Source organism: Filibacter tadaridae (assembly GCF_900609045.1).
Lineage (GTDB): Bacteria > Bacillota > Bacilli > Bacillales_A > Planococcaceae > Sporosarcina > Sporosarcina tadaridae.
The window spans coordinates 80,206-101,102 of record NZ_UXAV01000037.1 but is presented as its reverse complement, the minus strand read 5'-3'; the positions used below and the strand labels follow the sequence as shown (position 1 = coordinate 101,102).

Genomic DNA, 20,897 nt, shown 5'->3' with positions numbered 1-20,897 from the left:
GCAACTGTGCGGCGATATCATTAAAATGAGGAAGGAATTCAATTTAATGATAGGGGGAAATCGAATGTTCCGGGTATGGAAAATCCTATTCCTGACGTCGATGTCCGTGCTACTTCTAGCTGGATGTAATCAGTCGCTTGAAGAAAATGCAGCCACGGGAATCAAAGCGGCTAAAGAAGCGTTTGACCTAGACATAAAGGAACGCACAGAAGAGATTGCCGATGTCAAAATTTATAAACCAGCGGGATTTGCAATGAGTGACAAATCGGATGCTCAAAATATTGTTTTCACGAATAAAGAAGATACATATATTCTCTTTATTAATCCGAATGAGAAAAAGGGTAGTCAATTATTTTATGATCTACTGCAAGCTAATCCGAACAAAAAAATTATTGATGAGGCAACTTTCACTGATGATGGCGTGTTTGGTTTCGCAGCAGTTGTCCAAAATGGAAAAGATCAGGTAGAATTGATTGCATCAGTTGATGGGGCAAAGATGACTACACTGGTTAAAAATAAGAAGATTGAAGAAAAACTAACAAAGATGATGGAAATCGTGCGTTCAGTTAAGCAGGATTTCTAATTGAATGGAGGTCCAAAGAGTTATGAAATCTGAAGAACTTGTTGAAACTTTGAAGGTACGTCTTCCTTCCGAACATTTTGAGTGGCGTTTTGATCGGAAAACCGATAAAGTCCGCTTGGAACATAAACTTTTGAAAAATGGAATGGACATATCCCTTCCAGAAATTCTAGCGAAGTACGAGACAAAGAAAGAAACTGCAATCGAAGAGATAGTCTATACGATAAATGAAACGTTTAGTGCGATGGAAAAAGAACAATCTGAAGGATTCGGTGAAAATCTTACCATCTATCCTGTTATCAGATCTACATCATTTCCTGAAAAGACATCTATTGGTCATAAGTTCCTTACGAAAAGTCATACGGCTGAGACGCGTATATACTACGCACTCGATCTTGGGACGACATATCGGTTAATTGATGAAAGCATGCTTGAGTCAATTGGTCAATCTGAAACGGAAATCATGGAATCTGCCCTGTTTCGTGTGCGTTCATTACCTACATCGATGAAGCAAGACGCAGTGTCTGACAACATCTTTTACTTTGTCAACAATAAAGATGGTTATGATGCCAGCAGGATACTAAATAGTGCGTTTTTGAAAGAGATGGAAGGTAAGATTCAAGGACATATGACTGTTTCAGTTCCACATCAGGATGTTCTTATCATTGGCGATATCCGGAACGATACGGGATATGACGTCCTTGCACAAATGACGATGCATTTCTTCACAACAGGCGCTGTACCGGTTACGTCTTTGTCTTTCATCTATGAAGACGGGGAACTTGAGCCGATTTTCATCATGGGTAAAAATCGTTTGGCAAGAAGGGAAGGAAAGAAAAAATGAACGTATTTTATAATAACAACGGAGTTGGGGATGTATTACTTGTCCAACTGACTTCAACACGTCCACAAGTTTTGGTAACGAAATCGGAGAAAGAAGTAACTTTGATTTATGATGAGTCTACGGGTGAACTTGTTGGATTCAATCTATTCAATGCCTCGACGTATGTATCTGTTGAATTAGATGGACAAGTTGAACTAACAGCTGAATTGGTAGGACAAATTAAAGAAGCGCTTAAGAAAAATGAGGTTGCAATTGAATTTGATGTTGACCTTTCCCCGAAATTCGTAATAGGGCATGTCTTGAAAAAGGAAAAGCACCCTAATGCAGATAAGTTGAATATTTGTACGGTCGATATCGGTGACGAAACAATACAAATTGTATGCGGGGCGCCAAATGTCGACGAAGGACAAAAAATTGTCGTAGCAAAAGTCGGTGCAGTGATGCCATCAGGGATGATTATACGTGATGCTGAATTGCGTGGAGTCACCTCAACTGGAATGATCTGTTCTGCGAAGGAACTTGCATTACCGGATGCACCTGAGGAAAAAGGAATTCTTGTTTTGGAAAATAATTCTGTAGTGGGTGTACCATTTACTAAATGAGTGCAAAGAAAACGTGCCGAAGTGGTACGTTTTTCTTATTTTGTAGATTGATTTGATTTAGAAGGGTGAGTGCTGTTAAAATAGAGTGATTGACATGAAAAGAGTGATAGACTTGAGTTGGTTGAAAATAATCGTTAATCGGCTGTTTGGTCCGGAAGAAGATAATACACAAGAATTTATTTATGATGATCATGATAATGAAAACGTTGAACCGATAAACAAAATAGATAAAACACTAGAACCTTCCTTTCGATTTCCAATTGTTTCAGATGCGGAAATATATGGATGGGATGATGATGAGCCGCCAGTAGTAAGGGATTTCCAAGAGTCCGTAACGCGTAAAACACCAGAAGAGGACGACTATGTGCCGATACCACTCTATGAAAATGATAGATGGTTAGGAGAGCAACCTTCGGGCAAAGTATTTAAATCCGGTTCAACTCCCAAATACAGAGTAGACAAAGAATATAAGCGAAATGACTTTTCGCCCGTTGTAGATAAAAAAACTAAAAAATATCAATCTGATAAAAAAGAAACTATACAAAAACGTTCCAATCGTCCTTTTTTACCAAGTGAAGTCCCATCCCCTGTATATGGGTTTTTAACTCCGAAAAAACAGATGATGCCGACTGTTATTAAAGAAGAAATAGAGTTTGTAAAATCCGCTGTGGAACTTGAAAAAGTAATACCTTTTGAAGAAGAAATAAAACTAGATGCATCACCCATTGAAGAATCGAATCTACCAACTAATCGTATTGAAACAGAAAAACTCAATCTGGAAAAGGAATATACCGATGGAATTACTATTGACGAACCGGTACATATTAGTGAAGAAGTATTGAATGAAACGAATGAAAGTGAATTACAAAAAGTTGAACAAGCAGAAGCGGAATTGATACCTGAAAAAAGAACGGAACGAATTGTACCTTTTAACGTAATGATGCTGAAATCTGATAAAGAAAAACTACATGTTAATGAACAGATAAAACCTCAACCGAAAAAAGAGAATGATGTGGAGAAATACTGTGCGCCAACCAATCACAAACCGGAAAAGCCGATTACTCAACTACAAGAGGTGAAAGAAACGGTTGCGGATTCTTCGGATAATAAAATCGTAAGTGAGATTGAAAGCGAAGAAGAAGAGCCTTACTATGCCTTCCCATCATTGGACTATCTAATTGCTCCGGAATTGCAAATCGAGGATACGGAGTGGTTGGAGTCTCAATCAGAAAAACTGGAAGAAGCATTATCTTATTTTGCGGTTCAGGCAAATGTTATCGAAGCCATGCAAGGTCCTACCGTGACAAGATTTGAATTGACTGTCGGCCAAGGAACGAAAGTAAGCAAAGTCAGAAACTTAACAGATGACTTGAAACTTGCGCTAGCGGCCGAAGACATACGAATCCAAGCGCCGATTCCGGGAACCAGTTCCATCGGCATTGAAATACCTAATCGTAAAACAAGGCCGGTCAGGATATCCGAAGTTATCAGAACAGATGAATTCAAATCCTCAACGTCACCCCTTGAGGCAGTATTAGGTCTTAGTTTAACAGGTAAGCCTGTTACGCTTGATTTGCGGAAAATGCCTCACGGTATGATAGCGGGGGCTACCGGTTCAGGTAAATCCGTCTGCATCAATTCAATACTTGTAAGTCTTTTGTACAAAGCAGCCCCTACAGACTTGAAATTGATGCTAATTGATCCAAAAATGGTAGAACTTGCCCCGTATAATGGGATACCGCATCTAATTAGCCCCGTCATCACAGATGTGAAGGCGGCAACTGCGGCGTTGAAATGGGCAGTGGCAGAAATGGAACGTCGCTATGAATTGCTTGCGCATGCAGGAGTTCGAGATATCGAACGCTACAATAAATTGGTCATAGAGAGTAGACGTTTCTCGTTGAAAATGCCTTATCTTTTAATCGTAATCGATGAACTTGCTGATTTGATGATGATAGCACCTGCAGATGTTGAGGTTTCCATCAGTCGAATTGCCCAAAAAGCAAGAGCGTGTGGTATACATCTAATCATTGCGACACAACGTCCATCTGTAGATGTCATAACAGGTACGATTAAAGCGAATATCCCGACAAGAATTGCATTTTCAGTTTCATCTCAAATCGATTCCAGGACAATAATCGATACGCCTGGGGCAGATAGGCTACTTGGAAAAGGGGATATGCTTTATATCGGTAATGGCAAATCATCGCCAGTGCGACTACAAGGTACATTTGTCACGGATACAGAAATAGAACGTATAATAGAACACGTTAGGAACGAAGCGAAGCCGGACTACTTATTCGGTCAGGAAGAATTACTTGCGAGTAGCGTTGAGGAAGAGGAAACGGATTCGTTATTTGATGAGGTATGCGTATTCATAATGGAGCAAGGTAGTGCGTCCACTTCGTTGTTGCAGCGTAATTTCAGTATTGGCTATAACCGTGCTGCAAAACTGATGGATCGAATGGAGAAAAGTGGTTTCATTTCTGGTCAAAAAGGAAGTAAAGCACGGGATGTGTATTTGACGGAAAATGATATAGCGCGAATTACGGGGCATTCGGAACGATTAGATAAGCAGATATGAAAATCCGTATTGAATAAAAGTGAATTGTAGGTATATTTGTTGAACAAATATACCTACATAATCTGCAGCGAAAGCGTCTACTGGCTTATCGCGGGAGGTATCCCCAAGCGCCGAGCGGTGTTGGAAGGATTCGTTACATCAATCTATATAGGTTAAGAATTACATGTAAGATTTACTAGAGGGGAATAGAAATAGTCCCAGGAGGTTGCATGATGACATTGTTCCATTTTACTGGAATCAAAGGATCTGGAATGAGTTCGCTCGCACAGATTCTTCATGATTCTGCTTATGAAGTGCAAGGATCAGATGTGGAGAAGTATTTCTTTACAGAAGAACCATTGAGGGAAATGACTATACCGATTTTACCGTTTGATAAAAATAATATAAAACCGGGTATGACTATTATTGCGGGAAATGCTTTCCCTGATAGTCATCCCGAACTTTTGAAAGCGAAAGAACTTGGACTTGAGGTTATACGTTATCATGATTTCCTTGGAAATTATATGAAGGGTTTCACTTCTGTTGGCGTTACAGGCTCGCATGGTAAAACTTCTACAACAGGCCTTCTCGCTCATGTTCTATCCGGTCATGCTCCTACATCGTATTTGATTGGTGATGGAACAGGGAGAGGGCCGAATGGTAGTGAATATTTTGTATTTGAGGCTTGTGAATACAAGCGGCATTTCCTGGCCTATGAGCCTGATTACGCAATCATGACGAATATTGATTTTGATCATCCTGATTACTTCAAAAATATGGATGACGTCATGAATGCATTCAGTGAAATGGCTTTACGCGTCAAGAAAGCAATCATTGCCTGTGGCGATGACCTTCAACTGCAGCAAATTCATGCGAATGTACCTGTTGTCTATTATGGATTCGATGAATCGAATGATTTTTCGGCGAAAAATATTACGAAAACAGCCGAGGGTTCAATTTTTGATGTTTTTGTTCGTAATGAGTTTTATCATACGTTTAGAACTCCGCTCACAGGCGATCATGCCATTTTGAATTCTTTAGGCGTTATCGCATTGTGCCATTATGAAGGGGTGGAAGCCTCAATCATTGAGGAAAGACTTTCTACATTCAATGGCGTGAAAAGAAGATTCACGGTGACTGAAACCGCTGGACATATTATAGTGGACGACTATGCTCATCATCCTACTGAAATTAAAGCAACTTTACAATCGGCAAAACAAAAATACCCGAATCATGATATTGTTGCTGTTTTTCAACCGCACACTTACACAAGAACTGCTGCTCTTCTGGAGGAATTTGCAGAAAGTTTAGCAACTGCAGGCCATGTATACTTATGTGATATTTTTGGGTCCGCAAGGGAAAATGCAGGAAACCTGACAATCAATAAATTGGTAGAAAAGATTCAAGATGCTAACTACCTTGATATTCAAAGCGTTTCAAGTCTTGAAAGACACGGGCGGGCTGTCTATCTGTTCATGGGTGCTGGTGATATTCAGAAGTACATGAACGCTTTTAAAGATTACCTTAATACGAAAGAGCAGCCTTTTTCAAGTTGAATGGGCTGTTTTTTTATAATTTTTTAGGCATTATGTACATTGAGTAAAAATGTTTTTTTGAATTATGAAGGAAAACGGAAAAAGATGTCGAATCTATACTATAGAGCATAATGTTTATTTTCCTGTGTAAGAGGGAATATATGCTTATAGCTAGTTGACTGAGGAGGAAGTGCCATGGATAATTTACTGTACATAGCGGCCATCGTCGCTGCAATCGCATTTTTAATATTATGCATAAGTCTCGCAGTGACACTATTTTCTTTGAAAAACACGTTAAAAGTTGTTTCTGGGACAATGGATGGTTTATCAAGCCAACTTGAAGGAGTGACAACTGAAACGACAGAACTTCTTCATAAGACGAATGCTCTTGCTGAAGATATTCAAATGAAAGCGGAGAAACTAAATTCTGTTGTCGATGCTGTGAAAGGGGTAGGCGAATCTGTTACTGGGTTAAATTCGTCGGTTCGAAGAGTGTCTGAGACGATTACCACTGAAGCCGAACGTAACAGTGAAAAGATTGCTCAAGTAGTCCAATGGAGTAACGTAGTAATCGATATTATGGAAAAAGTGAAGGAACGTAAACCCCGGAGCTCCCGTGGCTGGACGACGTATGCTCCAGTACCCGGCCAGAAGAAATTACCAGCTCCCACAGATCACTCGTAAAATATATATGTTGGATTAATGAGTCTGTATGAAAATTGCGAAGGCGCTTTACAAGAGTCGGCCTCTCGTCATAAGACTGACAGCGAAGCATTCGGGATTGTGGCGGGAGGCATATCCGAAGCCGCCGTAGCGGTTTTGAATGGAATCTTTATTTCAACTTATATAGAACCAAAAAAGCTATTAAATTGGAGGAATTAGACATGACTGAAGATCATAAAATGAAACCGAATTACAACGACCCACAAGTGAACCATGAGTATAATCCAAGGGGTACACAGCTTGAAAATACGTATGGACAGCCGTCTTATTTACCAACAAATTATGATTATAGTAGAAAAACGTATACGGATTCGTTCTATGATGAATATGATAGCTCAGGAGCAGGCAGTTTCCTTTTCGGTGCCCTTGTCGGTGGCGTAATCGGGGCAGCAGCAGCACTCTTTTTAGCACCGAAATCAGGTAGTGAAATGCGTAACGACTTTTCTAGCCAAGCAACACAGTTTAAAGATAAGAGTATAGAAATCAGTGCGGTTGCAAAAGAGAAAGCTACTGAATTTTCCTCAGTGGCGAAAGAAAAGACTGAAGGGTTATCAAAGACGTTCCAAGAGCAATCTGGTCTACTTGTAGACAAAGTAAAATCCATGGCATCGAAAACTTCTGTCCCGATGGATGATGGAACAGCATCCTCTGAAGGGGAAGAGGCAATCGACTTCATCGACACTGCGGTTTCCAAGGTCGAAGATACACTTGAAAAAGGAAAGCAAAAAGTGAAATCAACTGCTGATACGTTGAAAACCCAGGTCTCCAAAGATGCAAAAGACACAAATAATAACTCACTTAAGAGTCAATCGACCGGTAACAGTAATGTAACGTATGATAATAGTGAAAATGTGGGCAAAGATAAAATAACGAACCAAAATTATGTTTCAGAGGTCGAAGATAAAAACAAAAAATAATAGGCGTAAAAAAAGTCCATCTGCTTAATTTGCAAATGGACTTTTTTTACTTGAATGTCTAGGCGCTGTCGCTATTCTAATTGGCTAATTTCAGCCTCGGGTCATAAGCCCCTAGCCCTTTGTGGCAAAGGACGCCACACGGTCGGATCCGTCTTATGCCTGTCGCACCTACAAAGGCACTGTAGCTCTTCTAGTTAAATCTAATTTCCAATATGTCTCCGCCAAAAATCGGATTATTAAAATCGATGGCAGATCCATTTCGAAGTAGTTGATAATTACTTGTCCTAGTCGCAGGCAAGGTATAGTCAACGAATGAGAAAACATCGCTAAATGATATTAGGTCATCACTTACTGTTGCGAACTCCAGGTGATCACCTGGACACACACTCGTTGTTATATCAGTAGGTTGCCCATTTACTGATATAACAACCCGCGGCTTATGAATACGTATCTTTGCCCCGTTAAAAGTGACAGTTATAGTATCTGAGATTTTTATGTTTAATTCGGCCGCTACCTCTTCCACTGTCGGGAGAGATGGCTCTTGTAGTGTTACTTCATCGGCTTCCTTTAAAATATGGGAAGGACTAATTGTCATATTTCCAAGAAAGAAACTGGTAGTCCTATTTTTTACAGACACCTCTTTATTATCAATTGAGACTGTAAATGCTTTAGTATTTAGAAGTTGGCTCTTATTAAGTGCCTGCAGTGCCGCTGACAGTGTATGTACATGTGTAACCGTTATCGTATCCCGGTCTTGGATTGAAGAGTCAATTGGTTTCTGCTCCCCGTTAATCGTGACGGTCGGCTCCAGGTGGACGGGGTCCCCATCAATGGTTGCATGAATCGGAACGACATCTTCAAGAAGATCACGAACTAAAATTGATGCATCTTTACCGTCACTTCCAAGTATTAATTCAATCGAATCCCCGTCTTTGATGAAATCCTTCGAACTTGCTGGCAAGTTATTTAGCAAGAGTATTGAAGGAGAACCATGTTCCCCCGGAATAATCATGTCATTGCCATTTACACATACGGTCATTCCGAGTCCCGGCTTTCCGTATAATTGCTTTGCCTTAATAGTTGCTGCAAGTAATGCATCACTAATTGTCATTTCTTTTAACTCGAAAAGTCGTATCGTTTTATCATTCACAAATACAGTCATATAGTGAATGGGTGCTCTTTTAGCCGCAATTGCAATGCCGATTGGTGTTACAAGTTCGGGAGATGAAGGGATTCCTTGCTCAAATGTGACGCCTGTCAACGCATCCAAGCCTCTAATAGCGACTCTGTTTTCGGGAAGTCCCAGACAAATGCTGATTTCACGTGTAAGTCCGGGGGTTAAACTTCCTCCCCCAACTACCATGACCGCCTTTGGTGAGAGACTGTTATTGAGTTTTAGAATTTCACTGGAAATCGATTGTGCTAGTCGTTGGATTGCAGGTTTTAGTACACTTATCATTTCATCTGAAGGGATGTATTGTTCAAATCCAAGAATGTCTGTAATAAGTACTTCATCTTTGGTTGAAATAGCTCTCTTTGCAGTTTCAGCAAGGGGGAAGTCCAACAAATAATGATTGCTGAGTGACTCAGTGATTTTATCCCCCGCTATAGGCACCATACCGTATGCGACAACCGTGTTGTTATCGGTTATAGCAATGTCGGACGTTCCTGCACCTATATCTACGAGGGCCACGTTCAGCCTTCTCATGGAAGGTGGAATGAGGACGTTGATAGCCGCAATCGGTTCAAGCGTAAGTGCTTCCATGTCTAAATCCGCTCGTTTCAACGCAGAGAGCAATGATTCTACAACGACACGGGGAAGGAATGTAGCAATAACGTCAACAGAAGCGGAGCGCCCCGATTGATCAATCAAGTTTCCAATTTCTTCACCATCCAGTTTGTAATAAAGGACAGAGTAGCCGACGCAGTAATAATAATCATCTTTTGATATTGAATCAGAAGACAATAGTTTTTGTTGAGCCTGTTGAACGGCTGCAAGCTCCAATCGATTGACGTCTTCATCGGCAATTAATGCGCTTTCCGAAATATCTATAGACATTGAGCCTTTGGAAGTTTTTAAAGCACGACCGGCAGCGGCAACACTTACCCGTTTGAGCGGTCCATGTTTTTCCTCGAGTATTTCCTTTATTTCAGAAATAACATTTGCGACACTTATAATATTATGTATTTGACCATCAATCATCGAACGCTCTTTATGCTCGATGGATACGAGATCGGCAACGTGATAGACTCCGTTGTTTTCTTTAAGGATGATACCGACGACAGAACGGGTTCCGATGTCGAGTGCAAATAATGTAGTATCCAGAATTATTCATCCTTTCTGTAGATAAAAATCAATTTAAGAGAAGAATAAAAAGAAAGAACGTGACTTTTCAATTTATATTCTTTATACTAGGTCTATTATCTAAAAATGTAACATATATTCCTCTCTTCGGAAAGTGAATGATATGTATAGGGAGGAGAAGGACTGATGAAACAATATGAACTCGAAGAATTGCGTGGACAAGTTAACGAACTGAACATCAAGGTTTTAGATTTGATCAATGAAAGAACAGCGGTTGTTCAAGAAATTGGTAAAGTTAAAGAAAAGCAAGGTGTAACCAGGTATGACCCGCTACGTGAGAGGGAAATGCTTAATTTCCTGAAAGAGTACAATAATGGTCCTTTACCCAATGGAATTCTTGAACAAATTTTTAAAGGTATTTTCATGTCTGCTCTTGAAATACAGGAAGACGATCAGCGAAATGCGTTACTTGTTTCCCGTAAACGTAAAGCGGAGGATACGATTGTCGATATTAATGGACACAAGATTGGTGATGGCACACCATCATTTATCTTCGGACCATGTGCAGTTGAATCGTACGAGCAAGTTTTAGCTGTCGCACAATCTATTAAAGCAAAAGGTTTAACGATGATTAGAGGCGGAGCGTATAAACCTCGTACTTCACCATATGACTTCCAGGGACTTGGTCTTGAAGGGCTAAAAATTCTGAAGCGTGTAGCTGAAGAAACAGGGCTTTCAGTCGTCACGGAAATTATTACACCTTCACACCTTGAGGAAGCAATGGATTATATTGATGTCATTCAAATTGGTGCACGTAACATGCAAAACTTCGAGTTATTGAAAGAGGCAGGGATGGTTCGGAAACCTGTACTATTGAAACGAGGACTTGCGGCTACAATTGATGAATTCATCCATGCAGCAGAATATATCATTTCAAAAGGAAATAGCGATATTATTCTTTGTGAACGTGGTATCCGTACGTACGAACGTGCAACTAGAAATACTTTGGATATATCAGCGGTTCCAATTTTGAAACAGGAAACACACTTACCTGTCTATGTTGATGTGACTCATTCAACGGGAAGAAAAGATCTATTACTTCCTACTGCAAAAGCTGCAATCGCAGTCGGTGCAGATGGCGTTATGGCGGAAGTGCATCCTGATCCAGCGGTTGCGTTGTCTGATTCGGCACAACAAATGGATCTGCCGCAGTTCGATGCTTTTTATGATTCGATTCTAGAATTTATGAATACGCATAAAACTTACGCATGATTGGACGCCGGACCTTTAATGGATCCGGCGTTTTCAATGGAAGAAAAAATGGAAAGGGGACTGCAAAATGGCGATAACGATTTACGACGTTGCGAGGGAAGCAAACGTTTCAATGGCTACAGTTTCCCGTGTCGTTAACGGTAACCAGAATGTAAAGCCCGTAACAAGGAAAAAGGTTCTCGATTGCATAGAAAGACTAGGCTATCGCCCGAATGCAGTTGCAAGAGGACTTGCTAGTAAAAAGACGACAACTATCGGTGTAATCGTTCCGGATATTTCGAAAAGTTTCTATGCAGAACTTTCTCGTGGAATAGCGGATATAGCGACAATGTACGAATACAATATCATTCTTTCAAACTCTGATGAGCGCACCGCTAGAGAAGTTGAATTGATTGAAGACCATCTAGGAAAGCAAGTGGATGGACTGATTTTCATGAGCGATTCAATTTCCGAAGAAGTTCGGGCAGAAATGGCTACCGCCACTGTACCAATCGTATTAGCTGGTACATTGGATGAACAAAACAAGTTGGCATCTGTCAATATTGACTATGAGCAAGCTGCATTTGACGCTGTCAATAAACTGATTGGAAACGGTCATAATGAAATTATTTTCCTTTCAGGTTCATTCAGAAGTGATATAAACCGACTATGTAAAAAACAAGGATATATCCGTGCCTTACAAGGCGCGGGGATTACTGTCAATGAAAACCTCATCATTGAAATTGATGATACATATGATAGTGCTTATGAAGCCTGGAAGCAGATCAAGAATTTGGCAGAGAATCCTACGGGAATCTTAACAGCAAATGATGTACTCGCTGTGGGCGTGTTAAATGGAATAAGGGATGATGGTTTATCCGTACCGACTGATTATGAGATTATCTGTTTTGAACATTCATTTTTAGCAAGGATTGTCAGACCGCAATTAACTTCAGTTGCGGTACCGCTCTATGATTTAGGGGCTGTGGCAATGAGGCTTTTAACTAAGCTAATGAATGGTGAAGAGGTTGACGAGGAACAGGTCATTTTGCCATTTAGATTTGAAGAACGAAATTCTTTGAAATAAGAAATAGGACAATTCTTTGGAAGTAGGTTATACATTCCAAATGAATTGTCCTTTTTTTAATTCGGTGAGTTGAATTAAATAGTCCATAGAAGACGCTTCAGCGCTTGGGGATGCCTCTCGCAATAAGCCGAACAGAAGTTCACTGTTAGTCTTATTGCTTCGGCTACCCCTTTAAGGCGCCTTCTCTGGTTTGTATTGTATACCCGGTGTCGGTTTCACTAAATAAAGAATTCCATTGAATCCCGCTTCGGCGCTTGGGGATGCCTCTCGCAATAAGCCGGACAGGAGTTCACTGTCAGTCTTATTGCTTCGGCTACCCCTGAAGGCGCCTTCGCTGGGTTGTATCACACCCGGTGCCGGTTGCTGACACCGGATTCACTATGATTTATTTATTCTTTTGTTCATTGCGGATCATATGTAAGGCCTTGCTAAGCATTTGTGCGTTCTTGTCAGTTATTTCTGCTTTTCGTGGTATGGGTTTATAAAGGGGATTGGGATCTTCCCACGTAGGAATAAGCGGTACGAGCGATTCTTTTTCCCACGTAGTAAGCCAGTCTTTTGGAAGTGGTCCCGTGGGTGCGGGTTTATCGTTCATGGCAAACCAGATATGGGCCCATGCTCTTGGTACGACACGCCAAATGTCGTAACCTCCGCCCCCTACGGCAATCCAGCGGCCCTCGCAATATTGATCAGCGATTTGACGTGCAATCCGTGGGATTTCTTTATAAATTTCCATTGTTCCATATAGATGCGTTAATGGATCAAAATAATGGGCATCCGCACCATTCTGCGTAAGAATAACATCAGGTTTAAAAAATGCAGCTACCTCTGCAATTGCTGTTTTGTAAGTATTCAAAAAAGATTCATCTTCCGTAAATGCATCAATTGGGAAGTTGAATGAAGTGCCGTAGCCTTTTCCGTTTCCACGTTCCGTAATTGTTCCTGTCCCCGGAAATAAATAGCGACCTGTTTCATGGATAGAAAGTGTACAAACCTCGGGATCATCGTAAAAACTCCATTGAACACCGTCCCCATGATGAGCATCTGTATCGATATAAAGGACACGTGCGTTGTATTTCTTTTGTACGTATTTGATGGCTACAGAACTGTCGTTGTATACACAAAAACCGGACGCGCGCCCACTGAAGCCATGGTGTAATCCACCACCTAGATTCAATGCATACTTTGCGCGACCCTCCATCACTTCATCTACTGCTGTCAGTGTTCCACCCACAAGAAGGGCACTTGCTTCGTGCATATTTGGGAAGATTGGTGTGTCTTCCGTTCCAATGCCATACACGGCACCCAGTTCTTCACTGACTTCACCTTTTCCCGCCTTTTTAACAATATCGATGAATTTCCCGTCATGCGCAAGAAGTAATTCTTCATCGGTGGCTATACGTGGGGCGATGATGTCTGTCTCTGAAATGGCACCTGATTTACGAAGTAAGTCGAGTGTTAGAAGAATTCTTTTTTGGTTGAACGGGTGGGTGTCCGAAAAGGAATAATTGAGCTGTTCCTCAGAGAAAACGAAAGCGGCATCCTTTTTCATAAAGTTATACCCGGAACGTTTGGCCATAGGACATCGAATCCACTGTCTTTCAATCCTTGAATAATTGTAAGCGGATTCATCGTTTTCACACGGATGACTAGAATTTTGCTCATTTCATTCTCTTTATCAGGATAGACAAGGACACTTAGGACATTCGATTTCTGTTCATGAAATATTTTGGATACTTCAAAAAGGATTCCCGGTACATCTGGCACGCGCACTTCAAGTTGTGAACCGGGCTGATGGGCGCCTGTCAATTCAATATATTTGTAAAGTAAATCTGTTTCGGTGATGATTCCAACAAGTTTATTATTGGAAACAATCGGCAAAGAGCCGATGTGATTATCGTAAAATGTGACGGCTGCTTCTTCAACAAAATCCATTGGGTGACCAATAATGGGATCTTGGGTCATGACTTCTGCGAGCTTTGTATCATAAATATGCTGTTCCCCATTGTCAGAAAATAGTGAGGGGATTGTTTCTTTTAAGTCGCGGTCCGTTACAATCCCTACTAGGATATTATCATTATTTAGTAGCGGAATATGCCGTATTTTTTTATCTCGCATTACTTGAAGAGCATCTTTTACGGAATGCTCAGGAGAAAGCGAAATGACATTTTCATTCATAATCTCTTCAATTAGCATATGGTTAACCTTCTTTCAGTTCAATACATAAAACGGTTCATAAAACGTAAGCTGTCAAATTGCTGGATTGAATCTTGATCGATTCTTTTTCCAATCCTTGCCATTAGACAGTTAGCGGGATGCGAACTTATTTCCGGGTCATCAGTTGCATAATATTCCAGTCCACCGGCATTCATCATTTTCTCCATCACTTTCCGATATTCCCAAACGTTCAATTTCGTTCCTTTCAAATCCCAGTGCCAATAATATTCTGTAGTCAAAATGATATAGTCCTCCATGGCATCATCCATCATGGAAACACGCAATAGCGATTTACCAACGCCGCCACCTCTGAATTTTGGAATCACTTCGATTGCACCAAGTTCAATAAGATCTTCCATATTCCCTTCTGACCAGCGCTCTAAAGGATCAGGATATAAATAGGTGACGTATCCGACGATCATGTTCAATTCTCGTACGATAATAATCCGACCTTCTGGAAGTCGAGCTATTTTTACGAGCGCTTTATGTTGTTGAGCAGGGGGTCTGAATGCAACCAGATCTTCATGGAAATCTAGGCTTTCTAGTTGTTCCGAAGAAATAGGCCCTTCGACGATGACATTCCCTTTCGTATGCTTAATTTCCATTGCATTATATGTTTTTACATGTTCCAACACGAACACCGCCTAACTTTGACTGTACATACTTCCAGTATACAACAAATTGAAAGAAGGAAAAGCATATGGATGTGCCTTCTTAAAAATAATTTGAAAAAGCAAAAAAAGTTACAAAACATTGCAAAACTACTGTAGAATGAAAAGTGTGAATGTTTCAGAAAGGATGAGAGCAATGGAATTTAAGACATTACCAGTTGTCCAAGGAGATTACCAGTTAAGAGATTATGATGAGACAGTTGCAGCGTTCAGTTGGGCGGATGCGGAAAAACAATTTAGTTGGCATGAGAGTGGAAAAGTTAACATTGCTCATGAAGCAGTGGACAGGCATGCAGAATCTTATCGTAAAAACAAAGTGGCATTGTATTACAAGGACGGAAATCGGAAAGAAGCATATACGTATTATCAAATGAAAAGAATGACGAATAAATCCGCAAATGTATTACGTAATCATTCCACTCTTGAACGAGGAGATCGGCTTTTTATCTTCATGCCGCGTTCACCGGAATTATATTTTTCGTTAATCGGAACGTTAAAACTTGGTGTTATTGTTGGCCCTCTTTTTGAAGCCTTTATGGAAGGGGCAATTTTTGATCGACTTTCTGATAGCGAAGCGAAGGCAATCATTACGACACCCGAACTAGTTGATCGGATTCCGGTTGATAAATTACCTCATTTGAAAACGATTTTCTTAATCGGTGAAAATATTGTTGAGGATGGAATGATTGTAGATTTTAATAAGCATATGAAAAACGCATCGCACAGCTTCCAAGTTGAATGGATGGATAAAGAAGACCCGACTTTGTTGCATTATACCTCGGGGTCAACGGGGAAACCGAAAGGCGTTTTGCATGTACAAGAAGCGATGGTACAACAGTTACAAACTACGCGTTGGGTACTTGATCTGAATGATGAAGACATTTTCTGGTGTACGGCAGACCCAGGTTGGGTGACGGGCACGGCATATGGTATTTTCGGTCCCATGCTGGCAGGTGGGACGATGCTCGTTGTCGGCGGAAGATTCTCTACGGAGGGTTGGTATGAAGCGATTGAAGAGTATGGTGTAACCGTATGGTATAGTGCGCCTACCGCTTTCCGTATGTTGATGGGGGCTGGAGAGGGCCCGATGAAAAATAATGACCTTAGCTCTCTACGTCATATTCTTTCTGTCGGAGAACCACTCAATCCGGAAGTTATCCGGTGGGGAATGGATGCATTTAAGCAGCGGATCCACGATACTTGGTGGATGACGGAAACGGGTGCACAGACGATTTGTAACTTTGGATGTCTACCCATTAAACCAGGTTCGATGGGCAAGCCGGTTCCAGGCATCGAGGCAGTAATCGTTGATGATCAAGGCAACATTCTTCCGCCGAATCAGATGGGTAATTTGGCCATTAAAAAAGGGTGGCCAGCGATGATGCGTCAGATTTGGAACAACCCTGAAAAGTACGATTCTTATTTCGTGAATGGTGAATGGTATGTATCCGGCGATTCGGCTTACATGGATGAAGATGGATACTTCTTCTTCCAAGGACGTGTCGATGATGTCATTATGACGAGTGGTGAACGGGTAGGACCGTTTGAAGTCGAGAGTAAGCTTTTAGAGCATCCAGCCGTAGTTGAAGCGGGCGTTATCGGTAAACCGGACCCCGTGCGTGGAGAGATTATTAAAGCGTTTGTGGCGCTTCATGAAGGGTACGAGCCGACGGACGAGTTGAAAGAAGAGATTCGCCAGTTTGTCAAAAAAGGACTCGCTGCACATTCGGCTCCGCGCGAAATTGAATTCAAAGATAGTTTACCAAAGACACGAAGCGGGAAAATTATGCGACGTGTATTAAAAGCATGGGAACTCGATTTGCCAGCTGGCGATTTATCTACAATGGAAGTCTAAATTTATATAATGGAAAAAGCTAACCTCCTATCGTCTGTAGACGATTTGCAGGTTGGCTTTTTGTTTGATACTAGCGTTTGCCGAAGTTATTCAAAGTTCTTATACATATATATTCCTACCTGCAAGCATACCTTTAAAAAAGGAGCTGTGTCAGCGTGGGAAAAGGGAAGTTCCGTGTAATTGCTTTCGGGTCACTTTTTCTGTTACTAGCGACTTTGTTAATTTATACTCAGGCTTCAGGAACAGGGAAAGAAGTTAATAACAATGGTTCACAATTATCCAAAAAGGAACAAAAAGAATTGGATGACTTTATTGAACTCTTTGGTAATGATGGTGGGTTCCTAAGCCAAGCAGGGAAAGAAATAAAAAATGCGGGATACAGCCATTCCATTGCAGCAATGGTGTATTCCAAAGATGATATTTGGCTTAAAATTGTCCTACCAGATAGCGAAGTAATTACTGAACAAAAACAAAGCAAAATAAAAAGCATTCTAAATGGTATTATAATGAAAAACAAATTTAATCCGAAGGCGTTTAAAGTGGAAATCGGTTATGGCGACAAACCTCCTTCCTAAAAATGAAAACCACACACCGTTAACAAAACTGTATGTTTACTATGAATCCATAAAAAAACAACGACAAAATTGTCGTTGTTTTTTATATGGATTTATTGGTCGCCATTTCCTTCAGTATCCCCATCGCCTGGAGGAGGAGTGCCTCCATTATTACCATCGGTAGGAGGAGTTGTTACAGGTGGAACGCCATTATCTTTGTCATTATCTTTGTCATTATCATTGTCTTTATCATTGTCTTTATCATTATCCTTATCATTTTCTTCCGTTTCGTCCGGTGTCTCAGTGACAGGTGGTGGTGGTGTTTCCTCTTTGATAGTTATAGCATTCGACACTCCAGATAACTTGCCTGTAATGTCAACCGCTCTTACTGTGTAAGACCCAGCACCGATTGTGTATACATTAGATGCAGTGTCCCGGATAGTTCCGATTTTGGCACCATCTTTATATACGTAATAACCGATGACATCATTGGATGAAGAATTGCCCCATGAAATCGTAGACCCTTTCAATGTTACTTGGACAGCGGCAGGTGACGCGCCATCAGCATTAAATACGGCCCCCGATACAACATTTGATGAGAAAGCGGATGTCAATGGGAATAATTTCGAGGCATCTCCTCCCAAAGGTCCCAGCATCCTTTCGATGAACGTAGCGTTAACACCAGTTCCTCCAGTAGTTACAAACTCAGCTGGTGTTGTTGGCAACGCCATATATCTTTTCCCATTTACGGATACATAAGAAGATGAAACGATACTATCATCCAGCTTATTTGGTAACATCACATTTGCATTGAACAAATCAGACTTGACGAGTCCAGCAGCTGAACAAGCCGCTGAAGGTGCCAGACCCGAGATACCGCAAAATGATCTAGTGACAACACCTTTCGGTTGTTTGAATCTTGCACCGGCCCCAATTAGTTTTGGCTTTTCTTTGTTAGCCGCATTCAATAACCGGGCAAAAAGGGCTGTTGTACGCGTATTTGTCGATCCATAACTTTGGTTTCCCGCACCTTGTAATGAATAAGATGAGTATTTATAGCCCAACCACAAACCCATCGAAATAGTAGGATTATATCCAACAACCCATGCATCACTATATGAATCAGTTGTGCCCGTTTTTGCTGCGATATCAATTCCGAAGTTAAGATTTTTTTTCATGTTTGTTGCGGTTCCAGATACAGGAACGTCACGAAGCATGTCTGTTATCATATAGGCTGTTTGTGGACTGAATACATCAACTGGAGCTACTTTGTGTTGGAAGATAATATTACCTTTGTTATCTTCAATTTTTTCAATCATATAGGCATCAACAAATTTACCGCCGTTCGCGAATGTCGCGAATGCATTTGTGTTTTCCTCGACTGTTGTACCTTCTGTCATCGCTCCTAATGATAGCGAAAGATTACCGTATTCGTTTTCATTCAGTTTTGAAAAGTCCATCTGCTTTAAAAAGTTTGCAGGTTTCCGGTCTATGATATCTCTATATAGCCGAGCAGTGGCCAAGTTTTGTGAAGAGGCAAGTGCCTGTCTCGCTGGAATAATTCCCAGTTCTTGATAACTTAAAAAGTTGACTGGCTTCCAACCGTTATAGTTAAACTTCACATCAACGAGAGGACTTCCTGCTCCTATGACTCCGTATTCGATGGCGGGTGCATAGACAAGTAATGGTTTCATAGTGGATCCATTTTGTCGGAAGCTTTGCGTCGCGTGATTTAATGCTTCTTCTTCATAGTCACGGCCTCCAACAAAAGAAAGGATTTTCCCTGTACTATTTTCTATCATTATAGCTCCCACTTGCACGGGATACTTATCGATTTGTTTTTCACCTGTCTCTTTATTATTTACTTCTTGAGAGTACGTGAATCCATAGTTTTCGAATTTTTTTGCTTCATCATTCATCGTATCGTAAAGCTGAAGATCAACAGTTGCATGAATACGATAGCCATCTGTCCGCATAGAACGTTCTGCTAGCAACCGATACTTTTCATTTAATTTGCTATCGTTGTCGATTCTGTCAGGATCAATGCCGTCTTTTTCTGCAATTATTTTTGATAAAATATCAATCGTACGTCTTTGTATTTCTTCCGTTAAGAAAGGATAGTGTTTATTGGAAGGTGGCATTGCCTCACGGAAGTCTTTTGTAATATCATAAGCAATTGCTTCATTGTATTGCTTTTCTGTAATGTAATCTGCACTTTTCATCCGGAAAAGTACTGTTTTCATACGATTTATGCCCGCTTCTAAATATTCAGGCTCTTTCACCCCTTGATGTCTATTGTAAAAGGGGGTGTAAGCAAATGGAGCCTGGGGAATACCAGCAATATAGGCAGCTTGGGGAAGTGTTAAATCTTTTGCTTTTACATTAAAGATACCTTCGGCTGCTGCCCCAATTCCTGCTATATTATCTCCGCCTGCATTACGACCGTATGGGATGATATTTAAATACGTTTCAAGTATTTCATCTTTAGTCATGAAATGTTCCAGTCGCAAAGCAAGTAGGATTTCCTTGGCCTTACGTTCATAGGAAACTTCATTTGTCAGAAGCTGATTTTTGATAAGTTGTTGTGTCAGTGTTGACCCGCCGGTTTGGTTATCGGCATTTGTAATGTCTTGGAAAAGTCCGCGGAACACCGCTTTGGGAACAATGCCGTTATGGGTGTTGAAATATTCGTCTTCAGTTGCCAAAACGGCATTAATTACATAAGGTGACACATCCTTTAATTGGACTTCCTTACGGTCTAAATCTGAGCTAACCTTTTTAAAATACTTTCCGTCTGTATAAATCTCGGACGTTTCTGTGTAGTCGGAAATTGTGGTTCGCATTTCTTCTTTAGAGCGTAGCGGTTCTTTCGCCACAAGTGAAGCGAAATAGCCAGCACCGACTGAAGCTACAAAGACGGATAGAGTTAGGCCGACAATGATGAAAAGTAGAAATAGGTTCCATACTACACCTGATGTAATTCGTGCTCGTTTAGCATATTTCGTCTGGTTTAGACTTTCATATTTTTCTTCAATAAGGTCAATTCTATTCTTTTTCTGTTCACTCAAACTATTCGCCCCCTAAAATCCTTCCTATTATAGCATAAAATCATAAGTGGAAATCAAAAAGGTTTGACAACATTTAAAATTGGTTTAGAATGGGTGATATATAGTGTTATACACGTTGAAAGAGC

At 40.8% G+C, this 20,897-nt stretch carries 16 protein-coding genes and 1 other annotated feature (1 of these 17 running past the window's edge); of the genes, 11 read left to right on the top strand and 5 right to left on the bottom strand.

What is annotated here, in order from left to right:
- The first annotated feature begins 64 nt into the window (after nucleotides 1–64).
- The 7 genes from FILTAD_RS07750 (at nucleotide 65) to FILTAD_RS07720 (ending at nucleotide 7,764) form a co-directional block, all read left to right on the top strand.
- Entirely contained in the window at nucleotides 65–583 is a 519-nt protein-coding gene (locus tag FILTAD_RS07750) for a hypothetical protein (protein WP_124069909.1), read from the top strand.
- Nucleotides 584–605: 22 nt separating this feature from the next.
- Nucleotides 606–1,424, top strand: coding sequence for a DUF1444 family protein (locus tag FILTAD_RS07745; protein WP_124069908.1), 819 nt, complete (start codon nucleotides 606–608; stop codon nucleotides 1,422–1,424).
- The gene (gene ytpR / locus FILTAD_RS07740) at nucleotides 1,421–2,026 is read left to right on the top strand and encodes a YtpR family tRNA-binding protein (protein WP_124069907.1); all 606 of its coding nucleotides are present in this window, start codon (nucleotides 1,421–1,423) and stop codon (nucleotides 2,024–2,026) included. Before FILTAD_RS07745 ends, ytpR begins: the two co-directional genes overlap by 4 nt.
- A 94-nt stretch (nucleotides 2,027–2,120) precedes the next feature.
- Nucleotides 2,121–4,610, top strand: coding sequence for a DNA translocase FtsK (locus FILTAD_RS07735; protein ID WP_124069906.1), 2,490 nt, complete (start codon nucleotides 2,121–2,123; stop codon nucleotides 4,608–4,610).
- Between the two features lie 212 nt (nucleotides 4,611–4,822).
- Nucleotides 4,823–6,145, top strand: coding sequence for a UDP-N-acetylmuramate--L-alanine ligase (gene murC, locus FILTAD_RS07730; RefSeq protein ID WP_124069905.1), 1,323 nt, complete (start codon nucleotides 4,823–4,825; stop codon nucleotides 6,143–6,145).
- 174 nt (nucleotides 6,146–6,319) lie between these two features.
- Nucleotides 6,320–6,808, top strand: a complete 489-nt coding sequence (locus FILTAD_RS07725) for a DUF948 domain-containing protein (RefSeq protein WP_124069904.1) — start codon at nucleotides 6,320–6,322, stop codon at nucleotides 6,806–6,808.
- A 200-nt stretch (nucleotides 6,809–7,008) separates the two neighbouring features.
- On the top strand, nucleotides 7,009–7,764 hold the full coding sequence (locus tag FILTAD_RS07720; RefSeq protein WP_124069903.1) for a YtxH domain-containing protein: 756 nt from the start codon (nucleotides 7,009–7,011) through the stop codon (nucleotides 7,762–7,764).
- Between the two features lie 190 nt (nucleotides 7,765–7,954).
- On the opposite strand, the gene FILTAD_RS07715 is transcribed toward FILTAD_RS07720, so the two are convergent.
- Nucleotides 7,955–9,967, bottom strand: coding sequence for a cell division protein FtsA (locus FILTAD_RS07715; protein WP_238988183.1), 2,013 nt, complete (start codon nucleotides 9,965–9,967; stop codon nucleotides 7,955–7,957).
- Nucleotides 9,968–10,255: 288 nt separating this feature from the next.
- On the opposite strand from FILTAD_RS07715, the gene FILTAD_RS07710 reads away from it, so the two are divergent.
- Together FILTAD_RS07710 and ccpA are read left to right on the top strand one after the other, a co-directional pair.
- Nucleotides 10,256–11,341, top strand: a complete 1,086-nt coding sequence (locus tag FILTAD_RS07710) for a bifunctional 3-deoxy-7-phosphoheptulonate synthase/chorismate mutase (protein WP_124069901.1) — start codon at nucleotides 10,256–10,258, stop codon at nucleotides 11,339–11,341.
- 67 nt (nucleotides 11,342–11,408) lie between these two features.
- Nucleotides 11,409–12,407, top strand: coding sequence for a catabolite control protein A (ccpA, locus tag FILTAD_RS07705; protein ID WP_124069900.1), 999 nt, complete (start codon nucleotides 11,409–11,411; stop codon nucleotides 12,405–12,407).
- 385 nt (nucleotides 12,408–12,792) lie between these two features.
- Here the strand turns inward: ccpA and FILTAD_RS07700 are convergent, their stop codons facing one another.
- The 3 genes from FILTAD_RS07700 to FILTAD_RS07690 are packed head-to-tail and all read right to left on the bottom strand — an operon-like array spanning nucleotide 12,793 to nucleotide 15,256.
- The gene (locus tag FILTAD_RS07700) at nucleotides 12,793–13,986 is read right to left on the bottom strand and encodes an acetoin utilization protein AcuC (RefSeq protein ID WP_427854292.1); all 1,194 of its coding nucleotides are present in this window, start codon (nucleotides 13,984–13,986) and stop codon (nucleotides 12,793–12,795) included.
- Nucleotides 13,956–14,603 carry an acetoin utilization AcuB family protein gene (locus FILTAD_RS07695; protein ID WP_124069899.1) on the bottom strand — a complete coding sequence of 216 codons (648 nt, stop codon included), beginning with the start codon at nucleotides 14,601–14,603 and terminating at the stop codon, nucleotides 13,956–13,958. The genes FILTAD_RS07700 and FILTAD_RS07695 overlap by 31 nt, the downstream gene beginning before the upstream one ends.
- 20 nt (nucleotides 14,604–14,623) lie before the next feature.
- Nucleotides 14,624–15,256 carry a GNAT family N-acetyltransferase gene (locus FILTAD_RS07690; protein ID WP_124069898.1) on the bottom strand — a complete coding sequence of 211 codons (633 nt, stop codon included), beginning with the start codon at nucleotides 15,254–15,256 and terminating at the stop codon, nucleotides 14,624–14,626.
- Nucleotides 15,257–15,431: 175 nt separating this feature from the next.
- Here FILTAD_RS07690 and acsA point away from each other — a divergent pair, with 175 nt between their 5' ends.
- A complete protein-coding gene (acsA, locus tag FILTAD_RS07685; RefSeq protein ID WP_124069897.1) occupies nucleotides 15,432–17,150 on the top strand; it encodes an acetate--CoA ligase in 1,719 nt (572 codons plus the stop codon).
- Nucleotides 17,151–17,305: 155 nt separating this feature from the next.
- The gene (locus FILTAD_RS07680; RefSeq protein WP_124069896.1) at nucleotides 17,306–17,725 is read left to right on the top strand and encodes a hypothetical protein; all 420 of its coding nucleotides are present in this window, start codon (nucleotides 17,306–17,308) and stop codon (nucleotides 17,723–17,725) included.
- 92 nt (nucleotides 17,726–17,817) lie between these two features.
- On the opposite strand, the gene FILTAD_RS07675 is transcribed toward FILTAD_RS07680, so the two are convergent.
- The gene (locus tag FILTAD_RS07675) at nucleotides 17,818–20,772 is read right to left on the bottom strand and encodes a transglycosylase domain-containing protein (RefSeq protein WP_124069895.1); all 2,955 of its coding nucleotides are present in this window, start codon (nucleotides 20,770–20,772) and stop codon (nucleotides 17,818–17,820) included.
- Between the two features lie 106 nt (nucleotides 20,773–20,878).
- Nucleotides 20,879–20,897, top strand: a binding site (T-box leader) (it continues 180 nt past the right edge of the window).

Bases quoted from the DNA above. Each gene is read 5' to 3' on its own strand.
- FILTAD_RS07750 (WP_124069909.1), top strand. From the start codon at position 65: ATGTTCCGGGTATGGAAAATCCTATTCCTGACGTCGATGTCCGTGCTA.
- FILTAD_RS07745 (WP_124069908.1), top strand. From the start codon at position 606: ATGAAATCTGAAGAACTTGTTGAAACTTTGAAGGTACGTCTTCCTTCC.
- ytpR (WP_124069907.1), top strand. From the start codon at position 1,421: ATGAACGTATTTTATAATAACAACGGAGTTGGGGATGTATTACTTGTC.
- FILTAD_RS07735 (WP_124069906.1), top strand. From the start codon at position 2,121: ATGAAAAGAGTGATAGACTTGAGTTGGTTGAAAATAATCGTTAATCGG.
- murC (WP_124069905.1), top strand. From the start codon at position 4,823: ATGACATTGTTCCATTTTACTGGAATCAAAGGATCTGGAATGAGTTCG.
- FILTAD_RS07725 (WP_124069904.1), top strand. From the start codon at position 6,320: ATGGATAATTTACTGTACATAGCGGCCATCGTCGCTGCAATCGCATTT.
- FILTAD_RS07720 (WP_124069903.1), top strand. From the start codon at position 7,009: ATGACTGAAGATCATAAAATGAAACCGAATTACAACGACCCACAAGTG.
- FILTAD_RS07715 (WP_238988183.1), bottom strand. From the start codon at position 9,967: ATGATTGATGGTCAAATACATAATATTATAAGTGTCGCAAATGTTATT.
- FILTAD_RS07710 (WP_124069901.1), top strand. From the start codon at position 10,256: ATGAAACAATATGAACTCGAAGAATTGCGTGGACAAGTTAACGAACTG.
- ccpA (WP_124069900.1), top strand. From the start codon at position 11,409: ATGGCGATAACGATTTACGACGTTGCGAGGGAAGCAAACGTTTCAATG.
- FILTAD_RS07700 (WP_427854292.1), bottom strand. From the start codon at position 13,986: ATGGCCAAACGTTCCGGGTATAACTTTATGAAAAAGGATGCCGCTTTC.
- FILTAD_RS07695 (WP_124069899.1), bottom strand. From the start codon at position 14,603: ATGCTAATTGAAGAGATTATGAATGAAAATGTCATTTCGCTTTCTCCT.
- acsA (WP_124069897.1), top strand. From the start codon at position 15,432: ATGGAATTTAAGACATTACCAGTTGTCCAAGGAGATTACCAGTTAAGA.